At 63.9% G+C, this 24,080-nt stretch carries 15 protein-coding genes; 12 read left to right on the forward strand and 3 right to left on the reverse strand.

What is annotated here, in order from left to right:
• Window positions 1-3: 3 nt before the first annotated feature.
• Together argS and C6V82_RS14765 are read right to left on the reverse strand one after the other, a co-directional pair.
• Entirely contained in the window at window positions 4-1,689 is a 1,686-nt protein-coding gene (gene argS, locus C6V82_RS14760; protein ID WP_102587982.1) for an arginine--tRNA ligase, read from the reverse strand.
• A gap of 149 nt (window positions 1,690-1,838) precedes the next feature.
• Window positions 1,839-4,079, reverse strand: a complete 2,241-nt coding sequence (locus C6V82_RS14765) for a primosomal protein N' (RefSeq protein ID WP_229843213.1) — start codon at window positions 4,077-4,079, stop codon at window positions 1,839-1,841.
• 178 nt (window positions 4,080-4,257) lie between these two features.
• Here C6V82_RS14765 and rpmE point away from each other — a divergent pair, with 178 nt between their 5' ends.
• Window positions 4,258-4,473: a 50S ribosomal protein L31 gene (gene rpmE, locus C6V82_RS14770; protein WP_102588080.1), complete on the forward strand. Its 216-nt coding sequence runs from the start codon at window positions 4,258-4,260 to the stop codon at window positions 4,471-4,473.
• 292 nt (window positions 4,474-4,765) lie between these two features.
• Window positions 4,766-6,034, forward strand: coding sequence for a malic enzyme-like NAD(P)-binding protein (locus tag C6V82_RS14775; protein WP_102587980.1), 1,269 nt, complete (start codon window positions 4,766-4,768; stop codon window positions 6,032-6,034).
• Between the two features lie 97 nt (window positions 6,035-6,131).
• Here C6V82_RS14775 and C6V82_RS14780 read toward each other — a convergent pair whose 3' ends face one another.
• A complete protein-coding gene (locus C6V82_RS14780; protein WP_102587979.1) occupies window positions 6,132-8,660 on the reverse strand; it encodes a penicillin-binding protein 1A in 2,529 nt (842 codons plus the stop codon).
• Between the two features lie 261 nt (window positions 8,661-8,921).
• On the opposite strand from C6V82_RS14780, the gene pilM reads away from it, so the two are divergent.
• The 10 genes from pilM to C6V82_RS14830 all read left to right on the forward strand — a co-directional run bounded on the left by pilM (window position 8,922) and on the right by C6V82_RS14830 (window position 24,073).
• The gene (pilM, locus tag C6V82_RS14785; RefSeq protein WP_102587978.1) at window positions 8,922-9,983 is read left to right on the forward strand and encodes a type IV pilus assembly protein PilM; all 1,062 of its coding nucleotides are present in this window, start codon (window positions 8,922-8,924) and stop codon (window positions 9,981-9,983) included.
• On the forward strand, window positions 9,980-10,579 hold the full coding sequence (locus C6V82_RS14790; protein WP_102587977.1) for a PilN domain-containing protein: 600 nt from the start codon (window positions 9,980-9,982) through the stop codon (window positions 10,577-10,579). Before pilM ends, C6V82_RS14790 begins: the two co-directional genes overlap by 4 nt.
• Window positions 10,576-11,196 carry a type IV pilus inner membrane component PilO gene (locus C6V82_RS14795; protein WP_102587976.1) on the forward strand — a complete coding sequence of 207 codons (621 nt, stop codon included), beginning with the start codon at window positions 10,576-10,578 and terminating at the stop codon, window positions 11,194-11,196. Before C6V82_RS14790 ends, C6V82_RS14795 begins: the two co-directional genes overlap by 4 nt.
• A complete protein-coding gene (locus tag C6V82_RS14800; protein ID WP_102587975.1) occupies window positions 11,193-11,720 on the forward strand; it encodes a pilus assembly protein PilP in 528 nt (175 codons plus the stop codon). Before C6V82_RS14795 ends, C6V82_RS14800 begins: the two co-directional genes overlap by 4 nt.
• 58 nt (window positions 11,721-11,778) lie before the next feature.
• Complete coding sequence (locus C6V82_RS14805) at window positions 11,779-13,836, forward strand: type IV pilus secretin PilQ (protein WP_102587974.1); 2,058 nt, start codon at window positions 11,779-11,781, stop codon at window positions 13,834-13,836.
• Window positions 13,836-14,378, forward strand: coding sequence for a shikimate kinase AroK (aroK, locus tag C6V82_RS14810; RefSeq protein ID WP_102587973.1), 543 nt, complete (start codon window positions 13,836-13,838; stop codon window positions 14,376-14,378). Before C6V82_RS14805 ends, aroK begins: the two co-directional genes overlap by 1 nt.
• A 4-nt stretch (window positions 14,379-14,382) precedes the next feature.
• Window positions 14,383-15,492: a 3-dehydroquinate synthase gene (gene aroB, locus C6V82_RS14815; protein ID WP_102587972.1), complete on the forward strand. Its 1,110-nt coding sequence runs from the start codon at window positions 14,383-14,385 to the stop codon at window positions 15,490-15,492.
• Window positions 15,493-15,943: 451 nt separating this feature from the next.
• Entirely contained in the window at window positions 15,944-20,395 is a 4,452-nt protein-coding gene (gene gltB / locus C6V82_RS14820; RefSeq protein WP_102587971.1) for a glutamate synthase large subunit, read from the forward strand.
• 86 nt (window positions 20,396-20,481) lie between these two features.
• Window positions 20,482-21,900 carry an FAD-dependent oxidoreductase gene (locus tag C6V82_RS14825; RefSeq protein ID WP_102587970.1) on the forward strand — a complete coding sequence of 473 codons (1,419 nt, stop codon included), beginning with the start codon at window positions 20,482-20,484 and terminating at the stop codon, window positions 21,898-21,900.
• A gap of 517 nt (window positions 21,901-22,417) precedes the next feature.
• Window positions 22,418-24,073: a CTP synthase gene (locus C6V82_RS14830; RefSeq protein WP_102587969.1), complete on the forward strand. Its 1,656-nt coding sequence runs from the start codon at window positions 22,418-22,420 to the stop codon at window positions 24,071-24,073.
• Window positions 24,074-24,080: the final 7 nt, after the last annotated feature.

Genomic DNA, 24,080 nt, shown 5'->3' on the forward strand with positions numbered 1-24,080 from the left:
GCGTTACATCTCCTCGGGAGCGCTCACGCCCATCAGGTCAAGGCCGTTACGCAATACTTGGCGGGTGGCGAGGCCAAGGGCGAGACGTGCGTTGCGCAGCGCGTCATCATCGACCATCACTTTCACCGCGTTATAACAGGTGTGGAAGTCCGCGGCCAGATCAAGCAGGTATTGGGCGATCTGTTGCGGTTCGCGGTTCAAGGCGGCGTGGGCGACCGCTTCGGGGTAGCGTGCCAGGCGATTGAGCAGCGCCTTTTCCTGATCCTCCTCGAGCAGAGCCAGGTTGGCCATGCCGAGCGTGTGATCGAAGGGCTTGCCATCGCTCTGGGCCTTGCGCGCGACACTGCACACTCGCGCATGGGCGTACTGCACGTAGTAAACCGGGTTGTCGTTGGATTGCGAGCGCGCCAGGTCGATATCGAAGGTCAACTGGGAGTCGGCGCGACGGGCGGCGAGGAAGAAGCGGGTGGCATCCCGGCCCACTTCGTCGATCAGGTCTCGCACGGTGACGTAGCTGCCGGCGCGCTTGGAGAGTTTCACCTCGACCCCGGAGCGCGTCACCATCACCATCTGGTGCAGCACGTAATCGGGCCAGCCCTGGGGAATGCCGACTTCCAGCGCCTGCAGGCCAGCGCGTACGCGGGTCACCGTGGAGTGATGGTCGGCGCCCTGTTCATTGATCACCGTGGTGAAACCACGCTGCCACTTGTCATGGTGGTAGGCGACATCGGGCAGGAAGTAGGTGTAGTGGCCGTCGGTCTTGCGCATCACCCGGTCCTTGTCGTCACCGAAATCGGTGGTGCGCAGCCACAGGGCGCCCTCCTGCTCGTAGGTGTGGCCGCCCTTGATCAGTTGCTCGACGGTGGCCTCGACCTTGCCATTCTGATAAAGCGATGACTCCAGGAAATAGACATCGAACTCGACGCCGAAGGCTCGCAGGTCGAGATCCTGCTCGCGGCGCAGGTAGGCCACGGCGAAGTCGCGTATGGCATCGAGGTCGTCGGGGTCGGCCTTGGCGGTGACATGGCGGTCATCGGCATGCACGGTCTCGCCGGCCAGGTAGGCGTTGGCGACGTCGATGATGTAGCCGCCGCGGTAGCCGTCCGCCGGCCAGGCGTCGTCGTCGGGGTCGATGTCCTTGACCCGCGCCTGCACCGAGAGCGCCAGGTTGGCGATCTGGGCGCCGGCATCGTTGTAGTAGAACTCGCGGGTGACGTCGTAGCCCACGGCCTCGAGCAGGCGGCAGATGCAGTCGCCGATCGCCGCGCCACGGCCATGACCGACATGCAGCGGGCCGGTGGGATTGGCCGAGACGAATTCCACCTGCACCTTGTGGCCGTGTCCCGAGAGGCTGCGCCCGAAGGTGTCGCCTGAATCGAGGACCTGGCGCACTACCTGGGCGGCGGCATCGGTGGCGGCGAAGAAGTTGATGAAACCTGGGCCGGCGATCTCCACCTGGCTGACGGCATCGCTTTCCGGCAGCGCCTCGACCAGCGCCTCGGCGAGTTCACGGGGTTTCTTGCCGGCGGGCTTGGCCAGCATCAACGCCAGGTTGGTGGCGTAGTCGCCATGGGCCTTGTCGCGGGCCGGGTCGACCTTGATGGCGGGCGACAGGTCGACAGGCAGCACACCTTGCTGCTTGAGATTGTCGAGAGCGCCTTCGAGCAGGGTGACGATGATCTCTTTCATGAAGCGGTAATGTCCTTTGGCGCTGGGTCGCGAGCGGCCGATGAACCGGCGATGAAGAGTCGCTCGGCCCGGCGCGGGCATGTAACGGAGCCTGGATCAGGCGCGGTTGACCATTATCGGCAATTGCGTCGCGGCTTTAAAGGGTGGACTCAGCTCAGCGTCTGCGGGTCGATATCGAGGGACCAGCGAACCCGGCGCGCGTCGGGCGACGCCGCGAGCCAGCCGGTCAGCCAGGCGCCCGCCTCGTGGAGACGGCTGCGCTTGTCGCTGGCCAGCATCAGTTGCAGGTGGTAGCGGTTCTGGCGGCGTTCCATGGGGGCTGGCACTGGCCCCAGGCAATCCACGGCAAGCTTGCGTGTCGACAGCCATTCGCGCAATGCGTCGGCCGCCTGGGCGGCGAGTTCGCTGACCTGTTCTTCCCTGGGGCTTTCCAGGCGCAACAGCGCCATGAAGCGAAACGGTGGCAGCCCGGCGGCGCGCCGCTCTTCCAGCAAATGAGTGGCCAGTGCGGCATATCCCTGTTCGGCCAGCAGGCGCAAGTGCGGGTCGTCGCTGTGCAGTGTCTGTACCAGCACGCGCCCGGGGTGGGCGGCGCGACCGGCGCGACCGGCCACCTGCACGAGCAACTGTGAGGTCTGTTCCAGCGCGCGGAAGTCACTGGCGTAGAGGCCGGCATCGGCATTGACCACCACGACAAGCGTCACGTGAGGCAGGTGGTGGCCCTTGGCGAGCATCTGGGTGCCGACCAGCAGGCAAGGCTCGCCGCGCTTGACCTCGCCGAGAACCTGTTCGAGGGCATCGCGGCGGCGTGTGCTGTCGCGATCGATACGGTGGACCGGCACCTTGGGGAAGAGACCAGCGAGGGTCTCTTCGGTGCGTTCGGTACCGCTGCCCAGGGGGCGCAGATCGATACTGCCGCACTCCGGACAGCTCTCCGGCAGGGCGCGGCGGCGGTCGCAGTGGTGGCAGGCCAGCAGTGGTGGCGTGCGATGCAGGGTCATGCGCGCGTCGCAGTGGTCGCACTCGGCAAGCCACCCGCAGGCGTGGCAGGCAAGCGTGGGGGCGAAGCCGCGACGGTTGATGAACACCAGTACCTGGTGGCCGGCCGTCAGGGTATCGCGAATGGTATCGATCACCGGCGGAATCAGCCCGCCCTGGCGGGGCCGTCCGCGCAGATCGACGAGTTCCAGGAGGGCCGGTGCGTGGCGGCTGGCACGCCGGGTCAGTTGGAGGTGACGCCAATCGCCACTGCGTGCGCGGGCGAGGCTCTCGAGCGACGGGGTGGCACTGCCCAGCACCAGCGGAATGCCATGCCTGTGGGCGCGGGCCACGGCCAGGTCCCGGGCATGATAGCGCAGGCCATCCTGTTGCTTGAAGGAGCCGTCGTGCTCCTCGTCGACGATGATCGCACCGGGCCTGGCCAGGGGGGTGAAAATGGCGGAGCGGGTGCCGATGATGATTGGCGCCCGGCCACTCGCGGCGGCTTCCCAGGCATCGAGACGCTCATGCTCGGTGAGCCCGGAATGCAGGGCGACCACCTGCACCTGGAAGCGCGCGCGGAAACGCGCAAGCGTCTGTGGTGTGAGGCCGATTTCCGGCACCAGTACCAGCGCCTGTCGGCCGCGCCGAACCACTGCCTCGATCAGTTGCAGGTAAACTTCGGTCTTGCCACTGCCGGTGACGCCGTCGAGCAGGCAAGGGTGATAGTGGTCGAGTTTTTCGTGCAGCGCGGCAAGCACCGTGGTCTGCTCGCTCGTCAGCGGCAACGGCGGCTCGGCAAGCAAGTGGGTGCTGTCGCTTTTTGGCTGCGCGGTCAGCGCCTCTTCGCGACGCGTCACCAGCCCCTTGGCAAGCAACGACTTGAGCTGTTCGCGAGTAAATGACTGAGCGACGATCGCCTGGGTGACAAGGCCGTGGGGGTGCTGGCGCAACATGGTCAGCAATTCGGCCTGACGGTGCGCGCGGGCAAGCGTGGGGGGATCATTGTCGGGGGCGTTCGAGTTTGCCTGCCAGCGCTCGCGCATACGCGCCTCCAGGGGCCTGCCCTGGCGCAGCAGCACCGGCAAGGCCTGGTGCAGGGTGTCACCCAGGGGGTGCTGGTAGTAGCGGGCCGTGAAATGACATAGCCAGAGCCAGTCGGCAGGCAGCGGCGCGCTATCGAGGCACGCTTCCACGGGCTTGAGATCGGCCAGCGGCAACTCGCTCTGGTCGCGGCATTCGATCACCACACCGACGATCTGGCGGCGCCCGAAGGAGATGCGTACCCGCAGGCCGGGTTGCCAGCCACAGGCAGGCATCTCTCGACACGGGCGATAGTCGAACAGGCGACGCAGTGGCGATGGGACGGCGATGGCCAGCACACGCGGGGGTAACGCTTGAGGGTTTGGCAATTGGCCTCCGGCATCGGCTCTGCTAGAATGTTGCGCCTCCCTGGCTGCCGAACGCGGGCAGGGCGGAAACCGGTTCGTACACACGGTCAATCGGCTTTGCGCCATCAACCGCAAGACAACCCGTATGCGGTGCCTGGCAGACGATCAGGTGGCGGCATACAGCTTCATGAGGCTCAAGATGAAACAAGGTATCCACCCGGATTACAAGACGGTCAATGCGTCCTGCTCCTGTGGCGCCACCTTCGAGGTCGGTTCCACGTCAGGCCACGATTTCTCGCTGGACGTCTGCTCGCAGTGCCACCCCTTCTATACCGGCAAGCAGAAGCAGGCCACCACCGGTGGTCGCGTCGAGCGCTTCAACAAGCGTTTCGGTGCCGCGATCAAGCGGGGCTGATCGACGTCGCAAGATGTCATCGACCGCCGGCGCGTGATCCTTGTGATCACCGCCCGAAGAGACCCGCCCATCGTGGCGGGTCTTTTTTTATTGGCGAGTTGTGGTCGAGTTGAGCGATGAGCCAATGATAAGGAAAGCGTTATGATTATGCGCAGTAGCCATAAGTTGCGACAAATGCCGGTGATCGGAGTCAAACAAGCGACTAAAAGGCGGGAAAATTCATCCAGTTGAGGTGTGGAAGGTTTTTCTATATTCTCTTTGTACTCTCCAAACACTGACCCGGAATCTCAGCATGACGGATGCAAGACAGGCGGCGCTTGATTATCACGCGAACCCCATTCCCGGTAAGTTGTCGGTGGAGCTCACCAAGCCCACCGCGACTGCCCGAGACCTCTCCCTGGCCTACAGCCCGGGCGTGGCGGAGCCGGTTCGCGAGATCGCCCGCGACCCAGAGAATGCCTACCGCTATACCGGCAAGGGCAACCTGGTGGCAGTGATCTCCGATGGCAGCGCCATCCTGGGACTTGGCAATCTGGGGGCGCTTGCCAGCAAACCGGTCATGGAAGGAAAGGGTGTCCTGTTCAAGTGCTTTGCCGGCATCAACTCGGTGGACATCGAGGTCAACGCCGAGAGCCCGCAGGCCTTCATCGACACCGTGGCGCGGATTGCCGATACCTGGGGAGGCATCAACCTCGAGGATATCAAGGCGCCCGAGTGCTTCGAGATCGAACAGGCGCTTATCGAGCAGTGCAACATCCCGGTATTTCACGATGACCAGCATGGTACCGCCATCGTGACCGCCGCTGGCATGTTGAATGCTCTGGACATCGCCGGCAAGCGCCTGGAAGACGCCAGGATCGTTTGTCTGGGCGCCGGTGCGGCAGCCATTGCCTGCATGAAGCTGCTGGTCTCCTGCGGTGCGCGTGCCGACAACCTGGTGATGCTCGACCGCAAGGGGGTCATCCACACCGGCCGCGAGGACCTCAACCAATACAAGGCGATGTTTGCCGTCGACACCGACAAGCGCACGCTGGATGATGCCATCGATGGCGCCGATGTGTTCATCGGGCTGTCCGGCCCGGGGCTGATGAGTGCCGACCATATCCGCAAGATGGCGGCCAACCCGGTGGTCTTCGCCTGCACCAACCCGGACCCCGAGATTCATCCGGACGTCGCCCGCGAGGCGCGCCCCGATGTGATCATGGCCACCGGTCGCTCCGATTTTCCCAACCAGGTCAACAATGTGCTGGGCTTCCCGTTCATCTTCCGTGGTGCTCTCGATGTGCGAGCCACCCGGATCAACGAGGAAATGAAGGTAGCGGCGGTGCATGCGTTGAAGGACCTGGCCCGTGAGCCGGTGCCTCAGGTCGTGCTGGATGCCTACGAGATGCCGAGCATGAGCTTCGGGCGCGAATACATCATTCCGACACCGGTGGACGTGCGCCTGCTGGAGCGGATTACCTCGGCGGTTGCCCAGGCGGCGGTGGACTCCGGTGTGGCGCGCCGCCCCTATCCTTCGCACTATCCGCTGAAGAGCATCGACGACGTCTACGGCGACTGAGTATTGCTCACGGTGTGAAATGGTAAGGCCGGCCTCTGGGGCCGGCCTTCCTGCGTTTGGATGTACCGGACGACGGCGTCGTCCTGGCCACCGTCGACTAGAAGATTGCCTCGAAGGCACCGGTGCCTTCCGAGCCCGTTTGCCGCTCGACCTCACGGTCGACACGACGCGTCTGGACGTCGGGCAAGTAGTCTGGGTGGAAGATCTCGCTGATGCCGCCCCCCTGGCCCTCGGGCAGGCGGCGGCCACTGTCGGGGTCGACCTGGGCGGTAATCAGTTCTTGCGGGGGCTCAGGCATGGCTTCCGGGGTGCCTTCCAGTGCATTGCCCATGAAATCCATCCAGATAGGCAGTGCTGCACTGGCACCATACTCGGCGGTGGTATCGTTGTCGTCCTTGCCTACCCAGACGGTGGCGACGAGTTCGCTATTGTATCCGGCAAACCAGGTGTCGCGCTGGTTGTTGGTGGTGCCCGTCTTGCCGACGATGTCGCTGCGGCCAAGCTCCAGTGCCGCACGACCGGTTCCGGACTCGATCACGTCGCGCAGCATGTCGCGCAGGATATAAACGGCTACCGGGTCGGCGACTCTGGGAGCCACGGGATGCATGCGTCCGTCGATTTCCACTTCGTTCTGATCATCGCTGCAGGTCTGGCAGGCAACCGCGGGTAACGCTTCCTCAATGACCGTGCTGTCATCGCCGCGTGTGACACGCTCGATGAACCAAGGAGCGACTTGATGGCCGCCATTGGCCAGCACGGCATAGGCGTTGGTCATCTCGAGCGGTGTCAGGCTCGCGCTACCAAGTGCCAGAGACAGCCCGCGAGGCAGTCTGCTCTCGCTGAAGCCGAAGCCTTCGAGGAACTCGATGGTGGCATCGAGGCCCACCTGCTGGAGGATGCGGATGGTCACCAGGTTGCGCGAACGGGCCAGTGCGGTACGCAGGCGCGTCGGGCCGAGGAAGTCACCGCTGGAGTTGACCGGGCGCCACAGTTCACTGCTGCCATCCTGCAACACGACCGGCGCGTCGTTGACGACGCTTGCCGCGGTCATCATGCCGCTATCCAGCGCGGCCAGGTAGACGAATGGCTTGAAGATCGAGCCGGATTGGCGCTGGGCTTGAACGGCGCGGTTGAACTTGCTGGCCTGGAAGCTGAATCCGCCCTGCAGCGCCAGGATGGCGCCCGTGTCGGGGTGCATCACCACCAGCGAGCCTTCGGCGCCTGGGCGTTGGGCAAGGCGCAGGCTGTCATCTTCACGTTCGAGTACGCGAACCAGGTCGCCGGCACTCGCGATCTCACTGGCCGAACTCGGTTCGGCGCCGCGCGAGCGCGGGCTGCGGTAGGCGCGGGCCCAGCTCAGTCCGTCCCAGGCAATGGTCGAGAGTTCTCCGCCACGTGTCATCACGCGCATTTCACGCCCTTCGCTTTCCACCACGATGGCGGGTTGCAGTGGACCGAAGCCGGGGGTGCGCTCGAGCACCTGCAGCCAGTTGCTGACATCGCCCTCTATCCCTTCGACCTCACTCTGGCTTCGCTCCGCCGCCTGGCGCGCGGTTTCCAGTACTTCGGGGGATTCGTCCAGTTCCTCTTCGAGGCCGCGGCGCTCGGTGCGATCCTGGGCCTCGACGAGGCTCTGGGGGATGTCGCGCTCCTCCGGTCCACGCCAGCCGTGGCGAGTGTCGTAGGCAATCAGGCCATTGGCCAGTGCCTCGCGGGCAAACGGCTGCAGGTCGCTGTCCAGGGTGGTGTGAATGCGATAGCCACCGGTGTAGGCCTCATCGCCAAAGCGCTCGACCGCGAACTGGCGGGCCATCTCGGCCACATAGTCGGCTTCCACCTCGGTTTGCGCCACGTATCGGCTGGCGGTGATCGGCGCCTGGACAGCCTCCTGGTAGGTGTCCTGGTCGATATGACCGAGTTCACGCATGCGGAACAGGATCCAGTTGCGGCGGATCAGCGAGCGTTCCGGGTTGGCCAGCGGGTTGAATGAGGAGGGGGCCTTGGGCAGACCGGCGATCATGGCCGTCTCGGCGAGCGTCAGTTCGTCGAGCGGACGGCTGTAATAGATCTCGGCGGCGGCGGCGATGCCATAGGCCCGGTTGCCCAGGAAGATCTTGTTGACGTAGAGCTCGAGTATCTCCTCCTTGGAGAGTATCTGTTCCATTTCCAGTGCCAGGAGGATTTCACGGATCTTGCGGGTGAAGGTGCGATCGAGCGTGAGCAGGTAGTTGCGAGCCACCTGCATGGTGATGGTGGAACCGCCGGACTGGATATCGCCTCCGCTCGAGGCAAGTTCGAGCGCTGCGCGAGCCAGGCCGCGTGGGTCGACGCCGCGGTGGTCGAAGAAGGCGGCGTCCTCGGCGGACAGCAACGCCTGGAGCATGGGGTCGGGAATCTCGTCGAAGTCGACCGGCATCCGGCGTTCGTCGCCATACTCGCCGATCAGCTTGCCATCGCGGGTGAAGATGCGCAGTGGCGTGTGCAGCTCGAAATCCTGCAGTTGCCGGACATCGGGCAGGCCTGGTGCGAAGTACAGCGCGGCCCCCGCCACGCCAAGCGCCGTCGCGGCGGCGAGCGATACCAGCAGCCAGAAGATGGAAAAAATCAAGGTTCTGAGAAACGTCATGAAAAAACGGTATCCATGCAGGTATGGAGCAGTGTGGAGACGATGTGTGGCAATGCGGCTGCGCCGCCATTATAGGAAGCCATTCCTGAGGTCACCAGCGTTGACTAGGGTAAAATAATGATAGCCGTGTGAGGCTGGGCAATATCATGTAACCTTTGATTTACAGAATCATAAACCCAAGCTTCTCGTGATAGCGCCTGACGAGAGGTATATCACAATTAGGCGGGTCAGCCGCACGGATTAGGCAGGGGCATTATCCAGATGCGACTCAGGGCATCCAGCAAGGGAATCATCGGTGTCGATATTACCTCCGCCACCGTCAAACTCATGGAACTCAAGCGTGTAGGTTCCACCTTCCAGGTCGAGAGCTACGCGGTTAGGCCATTGCGCGAGGGGGCAGTGGTGGAGCGACGCATCCACGACATGGGTGAGGTGGTGGAAGCGCTCGCGCGCGCCGTCCAGCAGGCCAAGCCGCATACCCGGCGTGCGGTGGTGGCCGTCCCGGCCAGTGCGGCGATCACCAAGACACTGACGTTGCCTGCCGCACTCAACGATGATGAGATCGAAGCGCGCATACAGCTTGATTCAGACAAGCACGTTCCCTTTCCGTTCAATGAAGTGGCCTTCGATTTCCAGAAGCTGGGCCTCAATGCCCGCTATGGCGACCAGCAGGACGTGTTGCTCGTGGCCTGTCGGCAGCAGGATGTCAGCCAGTTGACCGATGCCGTTCTCCAGGCCGAGCTGATTCCCGAGGCAGTCGATGTCGAGACATTCGCCATGGAGCGCGCCTTCACCGAGATTCGACACCAGTTGCCACTGCTCAGCGGCGATGATGACTGCGTGGCGCTGGTCGATATCGGCGCCACCATGAACACCTTCCATGTGCTGCGCGAGGGGCGGGTCGTCTATAGCCGAGATACCGTTTTCGGGGGGCGTCAGCTCACCGATGAGATCCGCAACCGCTACGGCCTGAGCCTCGACGAGGCGGGCCTTGCCAAGAAGCGTGGTGGCTTGCCGGAGGATTACCAGCGCACGGTACTCGATCCGTTTCTCGACACACTGGTTCAGCAGGTCGGACGATCGCTACAGCTCTACTACACCGCCGGTCGCAAGCAGGAAGTGCGCCGCATGGTGCTGGCCGGTGGTTCCAGCGTGATTCCCGGGCTCGCCGAGCGATTGGCGGAGGAGAGCGGGATGGAAGTGACCATCGCCAATCCGCTCCAGCGCATGAAGGTAAATTCACGCATTGATGTACAGACCTTGTCCGGTGATGCGCCGGCCATGCTGACGTCGTGCGGACTGGCGATGAGGTCCCGCTCATGACGATCGAGATCAACCTGCTGCCGTGGCGGGAGGAGCTGCGTGCCAGGCGCAGCAAGCGTTTCTACCTGGCGCTTGCGCTGGTGGCACTGCTCGGCCTGGGCGGTGGGTACGCCATGACCTGGTATTACCAGCAGCAGCACGAAGCCCAATTGCAGCGCAACGCCCATGTACAGGCGCAGAGCCGGGAGCTGGATGAGGCGATTCGCGAGATCAGTGAGCTGGAGGCGATTCGTGAGGAGATGCTCGAGCAGGTCCAGCTGTTCACCGAACTGCAGCTTGGGCGTACCCAGACCGTGCATGTCATGAGCGACCTCACCACCAGCCTGGTGGAAGGGGTCTACTACACTCAGCTCAATCGTCAGGGGGATAGCCTGCGCCTTGCCGGCCTGGCCGAGAACAATCGCCAGGTTTCCGACCAGTTGCGTGCGCTGGCGGCCGCCGCGTCATTCTCCGAGCCGGTACTCTCCGAGGTCGAGGCCGAGGGTGAGGCCGAGGGTGAGCCGGGGCGGCGCTTCAGCTTGAGCATGAGCCAGCAGTTACCCGGGCGCGAGCAGACATCGGCTGACCAGGACGAGCTGGCGGGAGGTGGCTCATGAGCGCTAAGGGAGAGCTGCGCCGCCTGCGTGAGCTGGAATGGCGCGAACTGGATATCAAGGAAGCCGGAAGCTGGCCCTGGTCGCTGCAGTTCATCTGTTGTGTACTGCTGCTGTGCCTGACCTTCGCCGGCATGCACTGGTACCTCGCGGCGCCAGCGGCCGAAGAGCTCGAGCAGGTGCGGGCGGAGGAGTCACGCTTGCTCAGGGATTACCGCAGCAAGGCGGCTCAGGCGGCCAATCTCGAGGTGATGCGCAGCGAGATGGAGAACCTCGAGTCGCGCATGCGCACGCTTCAGCAGATGCTGCCGACAGGGGCGGAGATTCCGGCACTGATCGATGACATCAGCGGCACGGCCATCGACAATCAGCTGGCGATTGACTTCATCCGCCTGCGCGCGCCGGTGGAACGTGAGCACTATGTCGAACGCCCCTTCGATATTCAGGTACAGGGAGATTACCACCGGTTGGCGGCCTTCCTGGCCGGGGTGGCCGGATTGCCGCGTATCGTCACGCTGCATGACATGACGCTTGCGCCGGAAGGAGACAATGGCCAGAACCTGCGGCTCTCCTTGCTGGCGCGAACGTATAGCTATCGGCAGGACGAGGAGGCGCCATGAGCAGAAGAATCCGTTCATCGGGGCTGGCCTTCGGCGTGCTGCTGGTGCTGGCGGGATGCGCCGACCCGCAGTTGGGGGCGCTGGATCGCGAGCTGGCGGCCATTCGCAGCGACCCGGGGCCGACGCCGCAGATCACACTGCCCGAGATTCCGGAACTCGAGTCGGTTCCCTATGACGAGTCGCAGCAACGCAGCCCGTTCATTGCCCGACTTCCGGAAGTGGCGGATACACCGCGAGGCTCGGAGGATCTGGCGCCGGACTTGAGCCGAAGCCGCGAACCCCTGGAGGCCTATGGGCTCGAGCAGCTCGACCTGGTGGGGACCTTGACCCAGGGAGGGCAGCCCTATGCGCTGGTGCGCGCCCCCGAGGGTCAGGTGCATCGTCTACGGGTAGGCAATCACATGGGCAGCGATTTCGGGCGTATCGTGAGCATCACGTCATCCTCGGTGCAACTGGTCGAGGTCGTGCCCACGGGCCGGGGCGGCTGGATCGAACGCAACACGCGACTGACGCTGGACGACTAGAAGGCGACTCGCCGACTCGTTGAAAAGGGCGGGCGGCGACAAGTGGGGAGAGGGAATCATGACACCAATAATGAAACGTGGCATCGCGACATTGATGTTGCTCGTAGCCTCTACGTCGTCGGCACTGGCGGCCTCGACGCTGGATGATCTCAATTTTCGCCAGGGGGCGAGTGGTGAGCTGGAAGTCGACCTGGGCTTTGCAGGCCCTGTTCCTGAAGTCAGGGGCTACCGTCTGGATGATCCAGCCCGGTTGACCATCGATCTGATGGACACCGCCAATCGGCTCGAGCAGCGGCGCTATGATCTTGGCATCGGTGGCGTGCAGGGTGTCACCGCGCTGGAGGCAGGTTCGCGAACCCGGCTGGTATTCGACCTGGAAGGTCCGCTGCCCTACAACACCCGTGAACTGGGTGATCAGCTGCTTCTGTCGATCGGTGGCGGTGCCGTCGATCAACCGGCAGCCGAGGTCGCCAGCACCAGTCGAGCACAAAGCGAACCCGCACGCCCGGCAAGCACCGGGCCAACTGTCGAGGATATCGACTTCCGGCGTGGCGACGGGGGTGCCGGCCGCCTGATCGTGACCTTCGACCGCGCCGGTGTCGATGCCCGGGTCAGCGAAAGCGGGAGGCAGCGCATCACCGCCGACTTGCGTGGCGTCGAACTGCCAAGCTCGCTTGATCAGGTCTATGACGTCAGCGACTTTGGCACGCCGCTTTCACGTATCACCCCGCGAGCCGGGCGCGACGGGGTGATCCTCGATATCCAGGGCAGCGGTGAATACGCCATGGTGTCGACCCAGAGTGGCCGCCAGCTGACCATTGAAGCGCAGCCGGTCACTCAGCAGCAGCGCGAGGAGCGCGTCCGCGAGCAGTTCCCCTACACCGGAGAGCGGATCACCCTCAACTTCCAGGACATCGAGGTGCGGTCGGTGCTGGCGATCATCGCTGACTTCACCGGGCTGAACCTGGTGGCCAGTGACAGCGTCACCGGCCGCGTGACGCTCAATCTCGAGGATGTGCCCTGGGATCAAGCGCTCGATCTGGTGCTTCAGAGCCATGGCCTGGCCAGCCGCCAGGAGGGTAACGTGATCGTGGTGGCGCCGGCCGCCGAACTCGCCAATATCGAGCGTCAGGAGCTCGAGGCCCGCGAGCAGATGGATGTTCTCGCCCCGCTGACCAGTGAGTATATCCAGGTGCGCTACGCCAAGGCCGATGACCTGGCCACCCTGCTGCGCGGTGGCGAAGGCTTCGGGCTGCTGACGGACCGTGGGCGGGTGGCCGTGGACCAGCGCACCAACACGCTGCTGATCCAGGACACCGCCGAGCAGATCGATAACATCATCCAGACGCTGGATCGCCTGGATGTGGCGGTGCGACAGGTGCAGATCGAGGCGCGTATCGTGATCGCCAGCGACAGCGCGACCCGTGAACTGGGGGTCAATTGGGGGGTGTCGAGCCCGGCCAGTAGCCGCTTCGATCTCTCCGGCGCATCGGATGGCAGCCCGGTGTCCGGGCTTGGCGGTCTTGCCGTCGATCTTGGCACCGGGGCCGATCGCACAGGTGGCATGACCAGCTTCGCCTTCGGGTATCTATCCGGTGACGTGCTGCTCGACCTCGAGCTTCGCGCCATGGAGAGCGAGGGGCGCAGCCACACCATTTCCCAGCCCCGAGTGATTACCGCCAATCAGCGTACCGCGGTGATCAAGCAGGGTCAGGAGCGGGCCTATCGCGAGGCATCGGCCAGCGGGGCGTCGGCGGTCGAGTTCAAGGAGGCCGTGCTGTCACTCGAGGTGACCCCGCAGATCACTCCGGACAACCGCATCATCATGGATGTGGCGATCACCAATGATACCTTCGGCGAGTTCAACCCCGGTGAAGAGCCGCCGATCAACAAGAACGAGATCGAGACCCAGGTGCTGGTCGACAACGGCGAGACCGTGGTGCTGGGCGGCATCCTGCAGACCGAAGAGCTGCGCAACCTGGTCAAGACGCCGTTTCTTGGCGACCTGCCGGTGCTGGGTAATCTATTTCGCTATACCCAAGAGACCAACGAAAAGGTAGAGTTGCTGGTATTCATCACACCCCGAATACTGGACGATGGCGTGGCCCTTCGCTGATGCAGGAACTACCCAATCTGATACTGATCGGCCCCATGGGGGCCGGCAAGAGCACCATCGGCCGCCTGCTGGCGGCCGAACTGTCTCGCCAATTCTTCGACAGCGACCATGAGATACAAGCTCGCTGCGGCGCCGATATCCCGTGGATCTTCGACGTCGAGGGCGAGGTAGGCTTTCGTGATCGCGAGACCCAGATGATCGATGAACTGACCCGCCGCGAGGGCGTGGTCATCGCCACCGGCGGCGGTGCGGTGCTGCGTGAGCAGAACCGGCGCGCCCTGCGCGAACGTGGCACGGTCATCTACCTGTTCACCACCGTGGAGCAGCAGCTAAGGCGCACCGCCAAGGATCGCAACCGGCCGTTGCTGCAGCGTGGTGATCGAGAGCAGGTGCTGAGTGACATGTTCGCGTTGCGTGACCCGCTGTACCGCGCTACGGCAGATTTCATGGTGCGTACCGACAAGCGCGGGCCGCGTGCCGTGGTCAATGAGATCGTGCGGCGCGTCACGCGCATGGTCGACCCCCTTCAATGCAAGGCCTGATGCCATGAGTGACGATTCAGCGACCCTGCCCCGCGCCCTCGAGGTGTCGCTGGGTGAACGCAGCTACCCCATCCATATCGGTCCAGGGCTACTCGGCGATCCCGCACGGCTGACGCCTTTCCTGGCCGGAAGGCAAGTGATGGTCGTCACCAATACCGCGGTCGCCCCGCTGTATCTCGAGCGCCTCAAGGCCGGGCTGGACGACGGCCTTGAGGTGCGCGAGCTGGTGCTGCCCGACGGCGAGGCCACCAAGACCTTCGCGACCGTCGAGCGCATCTGGGACGCTCTTCTCGAGGCCGGCTTCAATCGGCGCTGCACGTTGATCGCGCTGGGCGGTGGAGTGATCGGCGACATGGTCGGCTTCGCCGCGGCCTGTTATCAGCGCGGGGTGGCCTTCATCCAGGTGCCGACCACGCTGCTTGCCCAGGTGGATTCCTCGGTGGGCGGCAAGACAGGCGTCAACCATCCGCTGGGCAAGAACATGATCGGCGCCTTCTGGCAGCCCCGCGCTGTGCTGATCGATACCGACACCTTGTCCACCCTGCCGCCGCGCGAGCTGTCGGCGGGGCTTGCCGAAGTGATCAAGTATGGCCTGATTCGTGATGCCGGCTTCCTGGCTTGGCTCGAGGAGACGATGCCTCGATTGCGCGACCTCGATGCCGCGGCATTGACCCGGGCCATCGAACGCAGCTGCGCCATCAAGGCCGAGATCGTCGCCGAGGATGAGACAGAGCAAGGCGTGCGCGCGCTGTTGAATCTTGGGCATACCTTCGGTCATGCCATCGAGGCGCACCAGGGCTACGGTGTCTGGCTGCATGGCGAGGCGGTGGGCGCCGGTATGCAGATGGCCGTCGAGCTATCGGCGCGCCTTGGCTGGCTCGATGCGGATGAGGTGGCGCGTTGTCGCCGCATCATCGCCTCGGCAGGACTTCCGCTGGCGGCGCCGGCGGCGATGGGAGCCGATGACTTCCTGGCGCGGATGCGCCTCGACAAGAAGAACCTCGACAGCCGCATGCGCCTGATCCTGTTGCGCTCGCTGGGTGACGCCTGTGTTCATGACGAGACCCCGCCAGCGCTGCTGAGCGAGTTCATCGGTGCCTTTGCACGCAGGTGATGTCCACTCGTGGCCCTGTCGACTGACGCCCACCTTTGTGTGGGCGTCAGTCGTTTTCGGACGCCGTTCGGCAATCACCATGAATTCGAAGGGGAGGCGGCAAGCGTGAGAATTTGCATGCCTTATGCCGGATCGGCATGGGTGGAGGTCGTGGAATAAGACTAAAGTCTTATGTCTTTGGCCCCTCTGTGTGAATCGGCTCCCTGCACTTGCAAGCCGTTGAGTTATCGAGGGTTTTTACACTCTTTACATTTGCAAGTCGCGGATTTCGCGATGGTTTTTGTGGAGTCAGGCGTCTGCAGCGTTGCGCGGACGGTGGCTTCGTCGCTATGCTGGTCGGCCTTTTATTACGCAGTAACGCAGCCCACATGGAAAAGCACTGATTTGAAAAAAACCGGTTAGATTATCACGCTGCGATTGCAAAAGAAACCACCAATTCCGAGGCACGCCAATGAACAGAGGTCTTCACCAACCCGGCGAGTTCCGTGACAACTGCGGGTTCGGCCTGATTGCCCACATGGAGGGGCGCGCCAGTCATGAGCTGCTGAAAACCGCTATCGAGTCGCTGACCTGCATGACCCACCGTGGCGGGATTGCCGCCGACGGCAAGACCGGCGACGGCTGCGGGCTGTTGCTGAAGATGCCGGATGCCTTCATGCGTGGCGTGGCCGAGGAGTCGCTCGGCGTCGAACTCGGCGAGCATTACGCCGTGGGTGCCGTGTTCCTGCCGGATGACGACGCCCGCGAGCAGCGTGCCCGCGATACGCTGGAAGGCGAATTGCGTGCCTGTGGCCTGGTGATTCGTGGCTGGCGTGACGTGCCGGTGGATTCGAGCGTCTGCGGCCCGATGGCCCTGGACTGTCTTCCGCGCATTCGCCACGTGTTCGTCGAGCCCGGCAAGGGCACAGACGCCACGCGCTTCGATGTCGAGCTGTTCATGGCGCGCCGGCGTGCGGAGTTTGCGCTGCGCGATGACGAGGATTTCTACGTCTGCTCGTTGTCGACCGAGGTGGTGTCCTACAAGGGATTGGTGATGCCGGTCGACCTGCCGGCTTTCTACCATGACCTGGGCGATACGCGTCTGGAAACCGCCATCTGCGTCTTCCACCAGCGCTTCTCCACCAATACCGCGCCACGTTGGCCACTGGCCCAGCCGTTCCGCCTGCTGGCCCATAACGGCGAAATCAACACCATCGAGGCCAACCGTGGCTGGGCGAACTCACGCAAGGAAAACTTCGTCTGCGAGCGGCTCCCGGACATCGCGAGCCTCGAGGAGATCGTCAACACCACCGGCTCCGACTCATCGAGCATGGACAACATGCTCGAGGTGCTGCTGACCGGTGGCATGGAGCTGCACCGTGCGGTGCGCATGATGGTGCCGCCCGCCTGGCAGAACGTCGAGGTCATGGACGGTGACCTGCGTGCCTTCTACGAGTACAACTCCATGCACATGGAGCCATGGGATGGCCCGGCCGGCGTGGTGATGACCGATGGTCGCCAGGCGGTCTGCATGCTCGACCGCAATGGCCTGCGTCCGGCGCGCTGGGTGATCACCAAGAATGGCTTCATCACCCTTGCCTCCGAGATCGGCACCTACGACTACAAGCCCGAGGATGTGGTCGCCAAGGGCCGTGTCGGGCCGGGCCAGATACTCGCCGTGGATACCGAGACCGGTGAGGTGCTGCACACCACCGATATCGACGAGCGCCTCAAGTCGGCCTATCCCTACAAGCGCTGGTTGAAGCAGGAAGCCCAGTACCTTGAATCCGCCCTGACCGAGCTTGCCAGCTTCCACAATATGCAGGCCGACGAGCTGGCGGTCGCCCAGAAGATGTTCCAGGTCAGCTTCGAGGAGCGTGACCAGCTGCTGCGTCCGCTGGCCGAAAGCGGCCAGGAGGCGGTTGGCTCGATGGGTGACGACACGCCCATGGCGGTACTGTCCAGCAAGCGTCGTTTGCTGACAGATTACTTCCGCCAGAAGTTTGCCCAGGTCACCAACCCGGCCATCGACCCGCTGCGCGAAGCGATCGTGATGTCGCTGGAAACCTGCATCGGCGCCGAGCTCAATGTCTTCAAGGCCACGCCCGAACATGCGCATCGCATCATCCTGACCACCCCGGTGCTGTCACCACGCAAGTTTGCGGCACTGGTCGGCCAGGACGACCCGGCGTTTGCCAGCCACGAACTCAGCCTTGGCTACGACCCGGAGCAGATGGGGCTCAAGGCGGCGATCCATGCGCTGTGCCGGCGTGCCGAGCAGGCCGTGCATGATGGCAAGGTGGTGCTGGTGCTCTCGGATGCCAAGCTCGACAAGGGGCAGCTGCCGATTCATGCCGCCTTGGCGGTGGGCGCCGTGCATCACCACCTGGGTCGCCTGGCGCTGCGTCCGCGTGCCAACATCGTGGTGGAAACCGGTTATGCCCGCGACGCCCACCAGATGGCGGTGCTGTTCGGGGTGGGCGCCACGGCGGTCTTCCCGTGGCTGGCCTACCAGGTGATGGCCGACATGCACCACACCGGCGAGCTGGTCGGCAACCCGGCCGATGCCCGCGAGAACTATCGCAAGGGCCTGCAGAAAGGGCTGTTCAAGATCCTCTCCAAGATGGGGATCTCGACGCTGGCTTCCTACCGTGGCTCGCAGCTGTTCGAAGCGGTAGGCCTGTCGTCCGAGGTCATGGACCTGTGCTTCACCGGCATGGCATCGCGTATCCAGGGCACCGGCTTCAGCGAGCTTCAGCTGCAGCAGGAACTGCTTGGCCGCGACGCCTGGAGCCCGCGCAAGGGCATCTCTCAGGGCGGTCTTGTCAAGTACGTGCACGGCCACGAGTATCACGCCTACAACCCGGATGTGGTCATGGCGTTGCAGCAGGCCGTGCAAGAGGGCAACTACACCAAGTGGAAGAAGTTCGCCGCGCTCGTCAACGAGCGGCCGCCCGCCACCATCCGAGACCTGCTCGGGCTCAAGCCCGCCGCCGAGCCGGTGCCGCTCGAGGAGGTCGAGGCCGTCGAGGATCTGCTGCCACGCTTCGACAGCGCCGGCATGTCGCTGGGTGCGCTGTCGCCGGAGGCCCACGAGGCGCTGGCCCAGGCCATGAACGAAGCCGGCGGGCGTTCCAACTCCGGTGAGGGTGGTGAGGATCCGGCGCGCTACGGCACCATCCGCTCCTCCAAGATCAAGCAGATCGCCTCGGGCCGTTTCGGTGTCACGCCGGCCTACCTGGTCAATGCCGAGGTGTTGCAGATCAAGGTCGCCCAGGGCGCCAAGCCCGGTGAGGGCGGCCAGCTACCCGGTGGCAAGGTCAACGAGCTGATTGCGCGCCTGCGCTATGCCGTGCCGGGCGTGACGCTGATCTCGCCGCCGCCGCACCACGATATCTACTCCATCGAGGATCTCGCCCAGCTGATTTTCGACCTCAAGCAGGTCAATCCGGATGCCCAGGTATCGGTGAAGCTGGTCTCCGAGCCCGGTATCGGTACCATCGCCACGGGCGTGGCCAAGGCCTATGCCGACCTGATCACCGTGTCGGGCTACGATGGCGGCACCGCGGCGAGCCCGATCACCTCGATCAGGCATGCCGGCTCACCGTGGGAACTGGGCCTGCCCGAGGTCCACCAGGCACTGCGCATCAACGGCCTGCGTGACAAGATTCGCCTGCAGACCGACGGCGGGCTCAAGACCGGTCTGGATGTGGTCAAGGCAGCGATTCTCGGCGCCGAAAGCTTCGGCTTCGGCACCGCCCCGATGGTCGCGCTGGGCTGCAAGTACCTGCGCATCTGCCACTTGAACAACTGCGCCACCGGGGTCGCCACCCAGAATGACTACCTGCGTGGCGAACACTTCCGCGGCACCGTCGACATGGTCAAGCACTACTTCCGTTTCATCGCCGAAGAGGTGCGTGAACTGATGGCCATGCTGGGGGTTCGCCAGCTTACCGACCTGATCGGTCGTACCGATCTGCTCGAGGTGCTGGAGGGGGTGACACCGTCGCAGCGCAAGCTCGACCTCACACCACTCTTGACCAACGACTTTGTGCCCGCCGATGCGCCGCAGTACTGCCAGGTCAGCCGCAACGTGCCCCACGATCCGGGCGCCAAGAACCAGGAAGTGCTGGCCGCGCTCAAGGCTGCCATCGAGCACAAGTCCGGTGGCGAGTTCGACTTCTCGATCACCAACTGCGACCGTAGCGTGGGGGCATTGAGCTCCGGCGCCATCGCCAAGCGTTATGGCGAACAGGGTCTCGAGGATGCCCCTCTGGTGGCGCGCTTCAAGGGCGTTGCCGGTCAGAGTTTCGGGGTGTGGAACGCGCGAGGCCTGCACTTGTATCTGGAAGGTGATGCCAACGACTACGTCGGCAAGGGCATGAACGGTGGCAAGGTGGTGATCACGCCTCCGGCCGCTAGCCGCTTCGAGAGCCACAAGACCGCGATCGTCGGTAATACCTGCCTTTACGGGGCCACTGGCGGCAAACTGTTCGCCGCGGGTACCGCCGGTGAGCGCTTCGGCGTCCGCAATTCCGGCGCCCATGCGGTGATCGAAGGGGCCGGAGACCACTGCTGTGAGTACATGACCGGCGGCCTTGTCTGCGTACTCGGCGAGACCGGCGTCAACTTCGGTGCCGGCATGACCGGCGGGTTCGCCTACGTGCTCGATGAAGACCGCAGTTTCGTCGACAAGTACAACCACGAGCTGGTGGAAATCCACCGGGTCAACACCGAAACGATGGAAGCCTATCGGCGCCATCTGCGCGAAATCATCGAGGAGTTCGTGGCCGAGACCGGCTCCGCCCGCGGTCAGGCGATTCTCGAGGACTTCAGTGACTTCATTCGCCACTTCTGGCTGGTGAAGCCCAAGGCGGCAAGTCTGAACAGCCTGCTTGCCCAATCCCGGCGTCAGCCGGAATAGGAGGCTCCCGGCGTTGGCCGGGGTGAACATGGCGGCCCCGGCGACCCAGGGGCGGCAGGCAATCAGGACTTCCAGGAGAGACCAGCATGGCAAACCGTCTTAGCAACGATTTCCAGTTCATCGACGTCGGTCGCAAGGACCCGCAGAAGAAGGACGCCGGTAAGCGTTCGCGGGAGTTCGCCGAGATCTACGAGCCCTACAAGCCCCAGGATGCGGCCAGTCAGGCACATCGCTGCCTGCACTGCGGCAACCCCTACTGCGAGTGGAAGTGCCCGGTACATAACTACATCCCCAACTGGCTGCAACTGGTCAGCGAGGGCAACATCCTCGAGGCGGCGGAGCTTTCCCACCGCACCAACTCGCTGCCCGAGGTGTGTGGCCGGGTTTGCCCTCAGGATCGCCTCTGCGAGGGTGATTGCACCCTTAACGATGGCTTCGGTGCGGTGACCATCGGTTCGGTGGAGAAGTACATCACCGATACCGCCTTCGCCATGGGCTGGCGTCCCGACATGTCCAACGTGACCTGGACCGACCGCAAGGTGGCGATCATCGGCGCTGGCCCGGCGGGTCTTGGGTGTGCCGATATCCTGGTGCGCAACGGCGTGAAGGCGGTGGTGTTTGACAAGTATCCGGAAATCGGCGGGCTGCTGACCTTCGGCATTCCCGAGTTCAAGCTCGAGAAGACCGTCATGGAGCGTCGCCGCGCGGTCTTCGAGGAGATGGGCGTCGAATTCCGTCTCGGCACCGAGATCGGCAAGGACGTGGCCTTCGACAGCCTGCTTGAGGAGTACGATGCGGTGTTCCTCGGCATGGGGACCTACAAGTACATGCAGGGTGGCTTCCCCGGCGAGGACCTGCCGGGCGTGCACAAGGCGCTCGACTTCCTGATCGCCAACGTCAACCACTGCCTGGGCTTCGAGAAGAATCCCGACGATTACATCTCCTTCGAAGGCCAGCGCGTGGTGGTGCTGGGCGGCGGCGACACCGCCATGGACTGCAATCGCACCTCGATTCGCCAGGGCGCGGCAAGCGTGACCTGCGCCTACCGCCGTGACGAGGGGAACATGCCGGGCTCGCGTCGCGAGGTGGCCAACGCGCGCGAAGAGGGTGTGGAGTTTCTGTTCAACCGCCAGCCGGTGGCAGTGGTCGGCGAGGACAAGGTGGAAGGCGTGAAAGTGGTGCGCACCCGCCTTGGCGAGCCGGACGAGAACGGCCGCCAGCGCCCCGAAGTGGTGCCGGGCTCCGAGGAGGTCATCGCCGCCGATGCGGTGGTCATCGCCTTCGGTTTCCAGCCGAACCCGCAGCCTTGGTTCGCCGAGGTCGGCATCGAGCTCGACGAGCGCGACCGCGTCAAGGCGCCGGAGCAGGGGGCCTACCCGTTCCAGACCACCAACGAGAAGATCTTCGCCGGTGGCGACATGGTGCGCGGCTCGGATCTGGTGGTCACCGCTATCTATGAGGGCCGTCAGGCCGCCGAGGGCATTCTCGACTATCTGGCTGTCTAGGTTTCGGGCTACGGGCTACGGGCTACGGGCTACGGGCTACGGGCCTCGAAACCTTGCACAAGGTCAGCGGCGCCGAGGGCAGGTCGTAGAGGGGGTCCTACGCCATGGAAGGCGTCGGTAGCGTACAAGGATGTATTCATAGCGCCCCCTCGTAGACCTGTCCTCGGAATAGCCGCTGGCTAGTGGTTCGCCCCGCGGCTATTCCGGCGACCGACCATCGCGGAGGCGCTGTGAACCCTTCCCTGGGCGCTACATTCTTCTTCCCTGAAGAATGACCTCCGCTCCGGCCTGTCCCCGGCGCCGCTCACCAATTCGATTGAAATTCGCTGGCTGAATCAGCCGGTTGACCCTATCGTCAGCGCTACCGCTGGGATAGTCGCGGGTCGAAGCCGGATGAAGACGCCTTGGGTCGGGCGGGCGGCCCAAATTGAGCCATTGGTCGTATTCTGCTACTCTGTCGTCCCATCCTGGCGCGGCTTTCTGCCGAGCCTCATGCTCACGTTTCGACAGGTTCTCCATGACACGATATATCTTCGTGACCGGCGGCGTTGTGTCCTCTCTCGGCAAGGGCATTGCGTCGGCCTCGCTTGCGGCGATTCTCGAGGCGCGTGGCCTCAAGGTCACCATGCTCAAGCTCGACCCGTACATCAACGTGGATCCGGGCACCATGAGCCCCTTCCAGCATGGCGAGGTGTTCGTTACCGAAGATGGTGCCGAGACCGACCTCGACCTCGGCCACTACGAACGCTTCATCCGTACCAAGATGACCCAGGGCAACAACTTCACCACTGGCCGTGTCTACGAACACGTGCTGCGCCGCGAGCGCCGGGGTGACTACCTGGGGGGTACCGTCCAGGTGATCCCGCATATCACCGACGAGATCAAGCGTCGGGTGTATGCTGGAGGCGAAGGTTTCGACGTGGCGCTGGTGGAAATCGGTGGCACCGTGGGCGATATCGAGTCGCTGCCGTTTCTCGAGTCGATCCGCCAGATCCGCAGCGAGCAGGGCGCCAGCCGTGCGATCTTCATGCACCTGACACTGGTGCCCTATATCAAGACGGCCGGCGAGACCAAGACCAAGCCGACCCAGCACAGCGTCAAGGAGCTGCGCTCGATCGGTATCCAGCCGGATATCCTGATCTGCCGCAGCGAGGTCGAGCTCGAAGAGACCGAGCGGCGCAAGATCGCGCTGTTCACCAACGTCGAGGAGCGTGCCGTCATCCCCTTACAGGATGCCGATACCATCTATCGCATCCCGCTGATGCTTCACGAGCATGGTCTCGATGAGATCGTCTGCGACAAGCTGCGCCTGGAAGCGGGTGAGGCTGACCTCGGCGAATGGGTCAAGGTGCTCGACGCCAAGCTCAACCCGCTCAAGTCGATCAACATCGCCATGGTCGGCAAGTACATGGAGCTGCTCGACGCCTACAAGTCGCTGAACGAGGCGCTGATTCACGCCGGCATCCAGACCCGCGTGAAGGTCAATGTCGATTACATCGACTCCGAGGACATCGAGCGCCACGGCACGGAACGGCTGGCCGGCAAGGACGCGATCCTGGTGCCGGGCGGCTTCGGTGAGCGTGGCGTGGAAGGCAAGGTCGCAACGGCCAGGTTTGCCCGCGAAAGCGGCATCCCTTACCTTGGCATCTGCCTTGGCATGCAGGTCGCGGTGATCGAGTTCGCCCGCAACGTGGCTGGCTGGGAAGACGCCGATTCCACCGAGTTCACCCATGACACCCAGCATCCGGTGGTGGGCCTGATCACCGAGTGGATCACTCCCGAAGGCAAGATCGAGTTGCGCGATGCGGCCTCCGACCTTGGCGGCACCATGCGCCTGGGCGGCCAGGTGTGTCATCTCAAGGCCGGCTCCAGGGCTCGCGACGCCTACGGCAGCGACGAGATCGTCGAACGCCACCGGCACCGTTTCGAGGTCAACAACCAGTTCGTGGATGACCTGGAGAAAGCCGGGCTGGTGGTGTCGGGCAAGAGCGTCGACCAGTCGCTGGTCGAGATGGTCGAGTTGCCCGATCACCCCTGGTACGTGGCTTGCCAGTTCCACCCGGAATTCACCTCCACGCCGCGCGATGGTCATCCGCTGTTTACCGGCTTCGTCAATGCCGCGTTGGAGCACAAGGCAGCGCGCAATCGTGCGCACTCTTCGCATCAGGAGTGAGGCAGAG

The organism is Halomonas urumqiensis (assembly GCF_003028575.1).
GTDB classification, from domain to species: domain Bacteria; phylum Pseudomonadota; class Gammaproteobacteria; order Pseudomonadales; family Halomonadaceae; genus Halomonas; species Halomonas urumqiensis.

What these genes read in the sequence shown, in the direction of transcription:
- argS (WP_102587982.1), bottom strand. Translation starts at nt 1,689, where the DNA reads ATGAAAGAGATCATCGTCACCCTGCTCGAAGGCGCTCTCGACAATCTC.
- C6V82_RS14790 (WP_102587977.1), top strand. Translation starts at nt 9,980, where the DNA reads ATGACGATCGAGATCAACCTGCTGCCGTGGCGGGAGGAGCTGCGTGCC.
- C6V82_RS14775 (WP_102587980.1), top strand. Translation starts at nt 4,766, where the DNA reads ATGACGGATGCAAGACAGGCGGCGCTTGATTATCACGCGAACCCCATT.
- C6V82_RS14800 (WP_102587975.1), top strand. Translation starts at nt 11,193, where the DNA reads ATGAGCAGAAGAATCCGTTCATCGGGGCTGGCCTTCGGCGTGCTGCTG.
- C6V82_RS14795 (WP_102587976.1), top strand. Translation starts at nt 10,576, where the DNA reads ATGAGCGCTAAGGGAGAGCTGCGCCGCCTGCGTGAGCTGGAATGGCGC.
- C6V82_RS14780 (WP_102587979.1), bottom strand. Translation starts at nt 8,660, where the DNA reads ATGACGTTTCTCAGAACCTTGATTTTTTCCATCTTCTGGCTGCTGGTA.
- C6V82_RS14825 (WP_102587970.1), top strand. Translation starts at nt 20,482, where the DNA reads ATGGCAAACCGTCTTAGCAACGATTTCCAGTTCATCGACGTCGGTCGC.
- aroB (WP_102587972.1), top strand. Translation starts at nt 14,383, where the DNA reads ATGAGTGACGATTCAGCGACCCTGCCCCGCGCCCTCGAGGTGTCGCTG.
- rpmE (WP_102588080.1), top strand. Translation starts at nt 4,258, where the DNA reads ATGAAACAAGGTATCCACCCGGATTACAAGACGGTCAATGCGTCCTGC.
- C6V82_RS14830 (WP_102587969.1), top strand. Translation starts at nt 22,418, where the DNA reads ATGACACGATATATCTTCGTGACCGGCGGCGTTGTGTCCTCTCTCGGC.
- pilM (WP_102587978.1), top strand. Translation starts at nt 8,922, where the DNA reads ATGCGACTCAGGGCATCCAGCAAGGGAATCATCGGTGTCGATATTACC.
- C6V82_RS14805 (WP_102587974.1), top strand. Translation starts at nt 11,779, where the DNA reads ATGACACCAATAATGAAACGTGGCATCGCGACATTGATGTTGCTCGTA.
- gltB (WP_102587971.1), top strand. Translation starts at nt 15,944, where the DNA reads ATGAACAGAGGTCTTCACCAACCCGGCGAGTTCCGTGACAACTGCGGG.
- aroK (WP_102587973.1), top strand. Translation starts at nt 13,836, where the DNA reads ATGCAGGAACTACCCAATCTGATACTGATCGGCCCCATGGGGGCCGGC.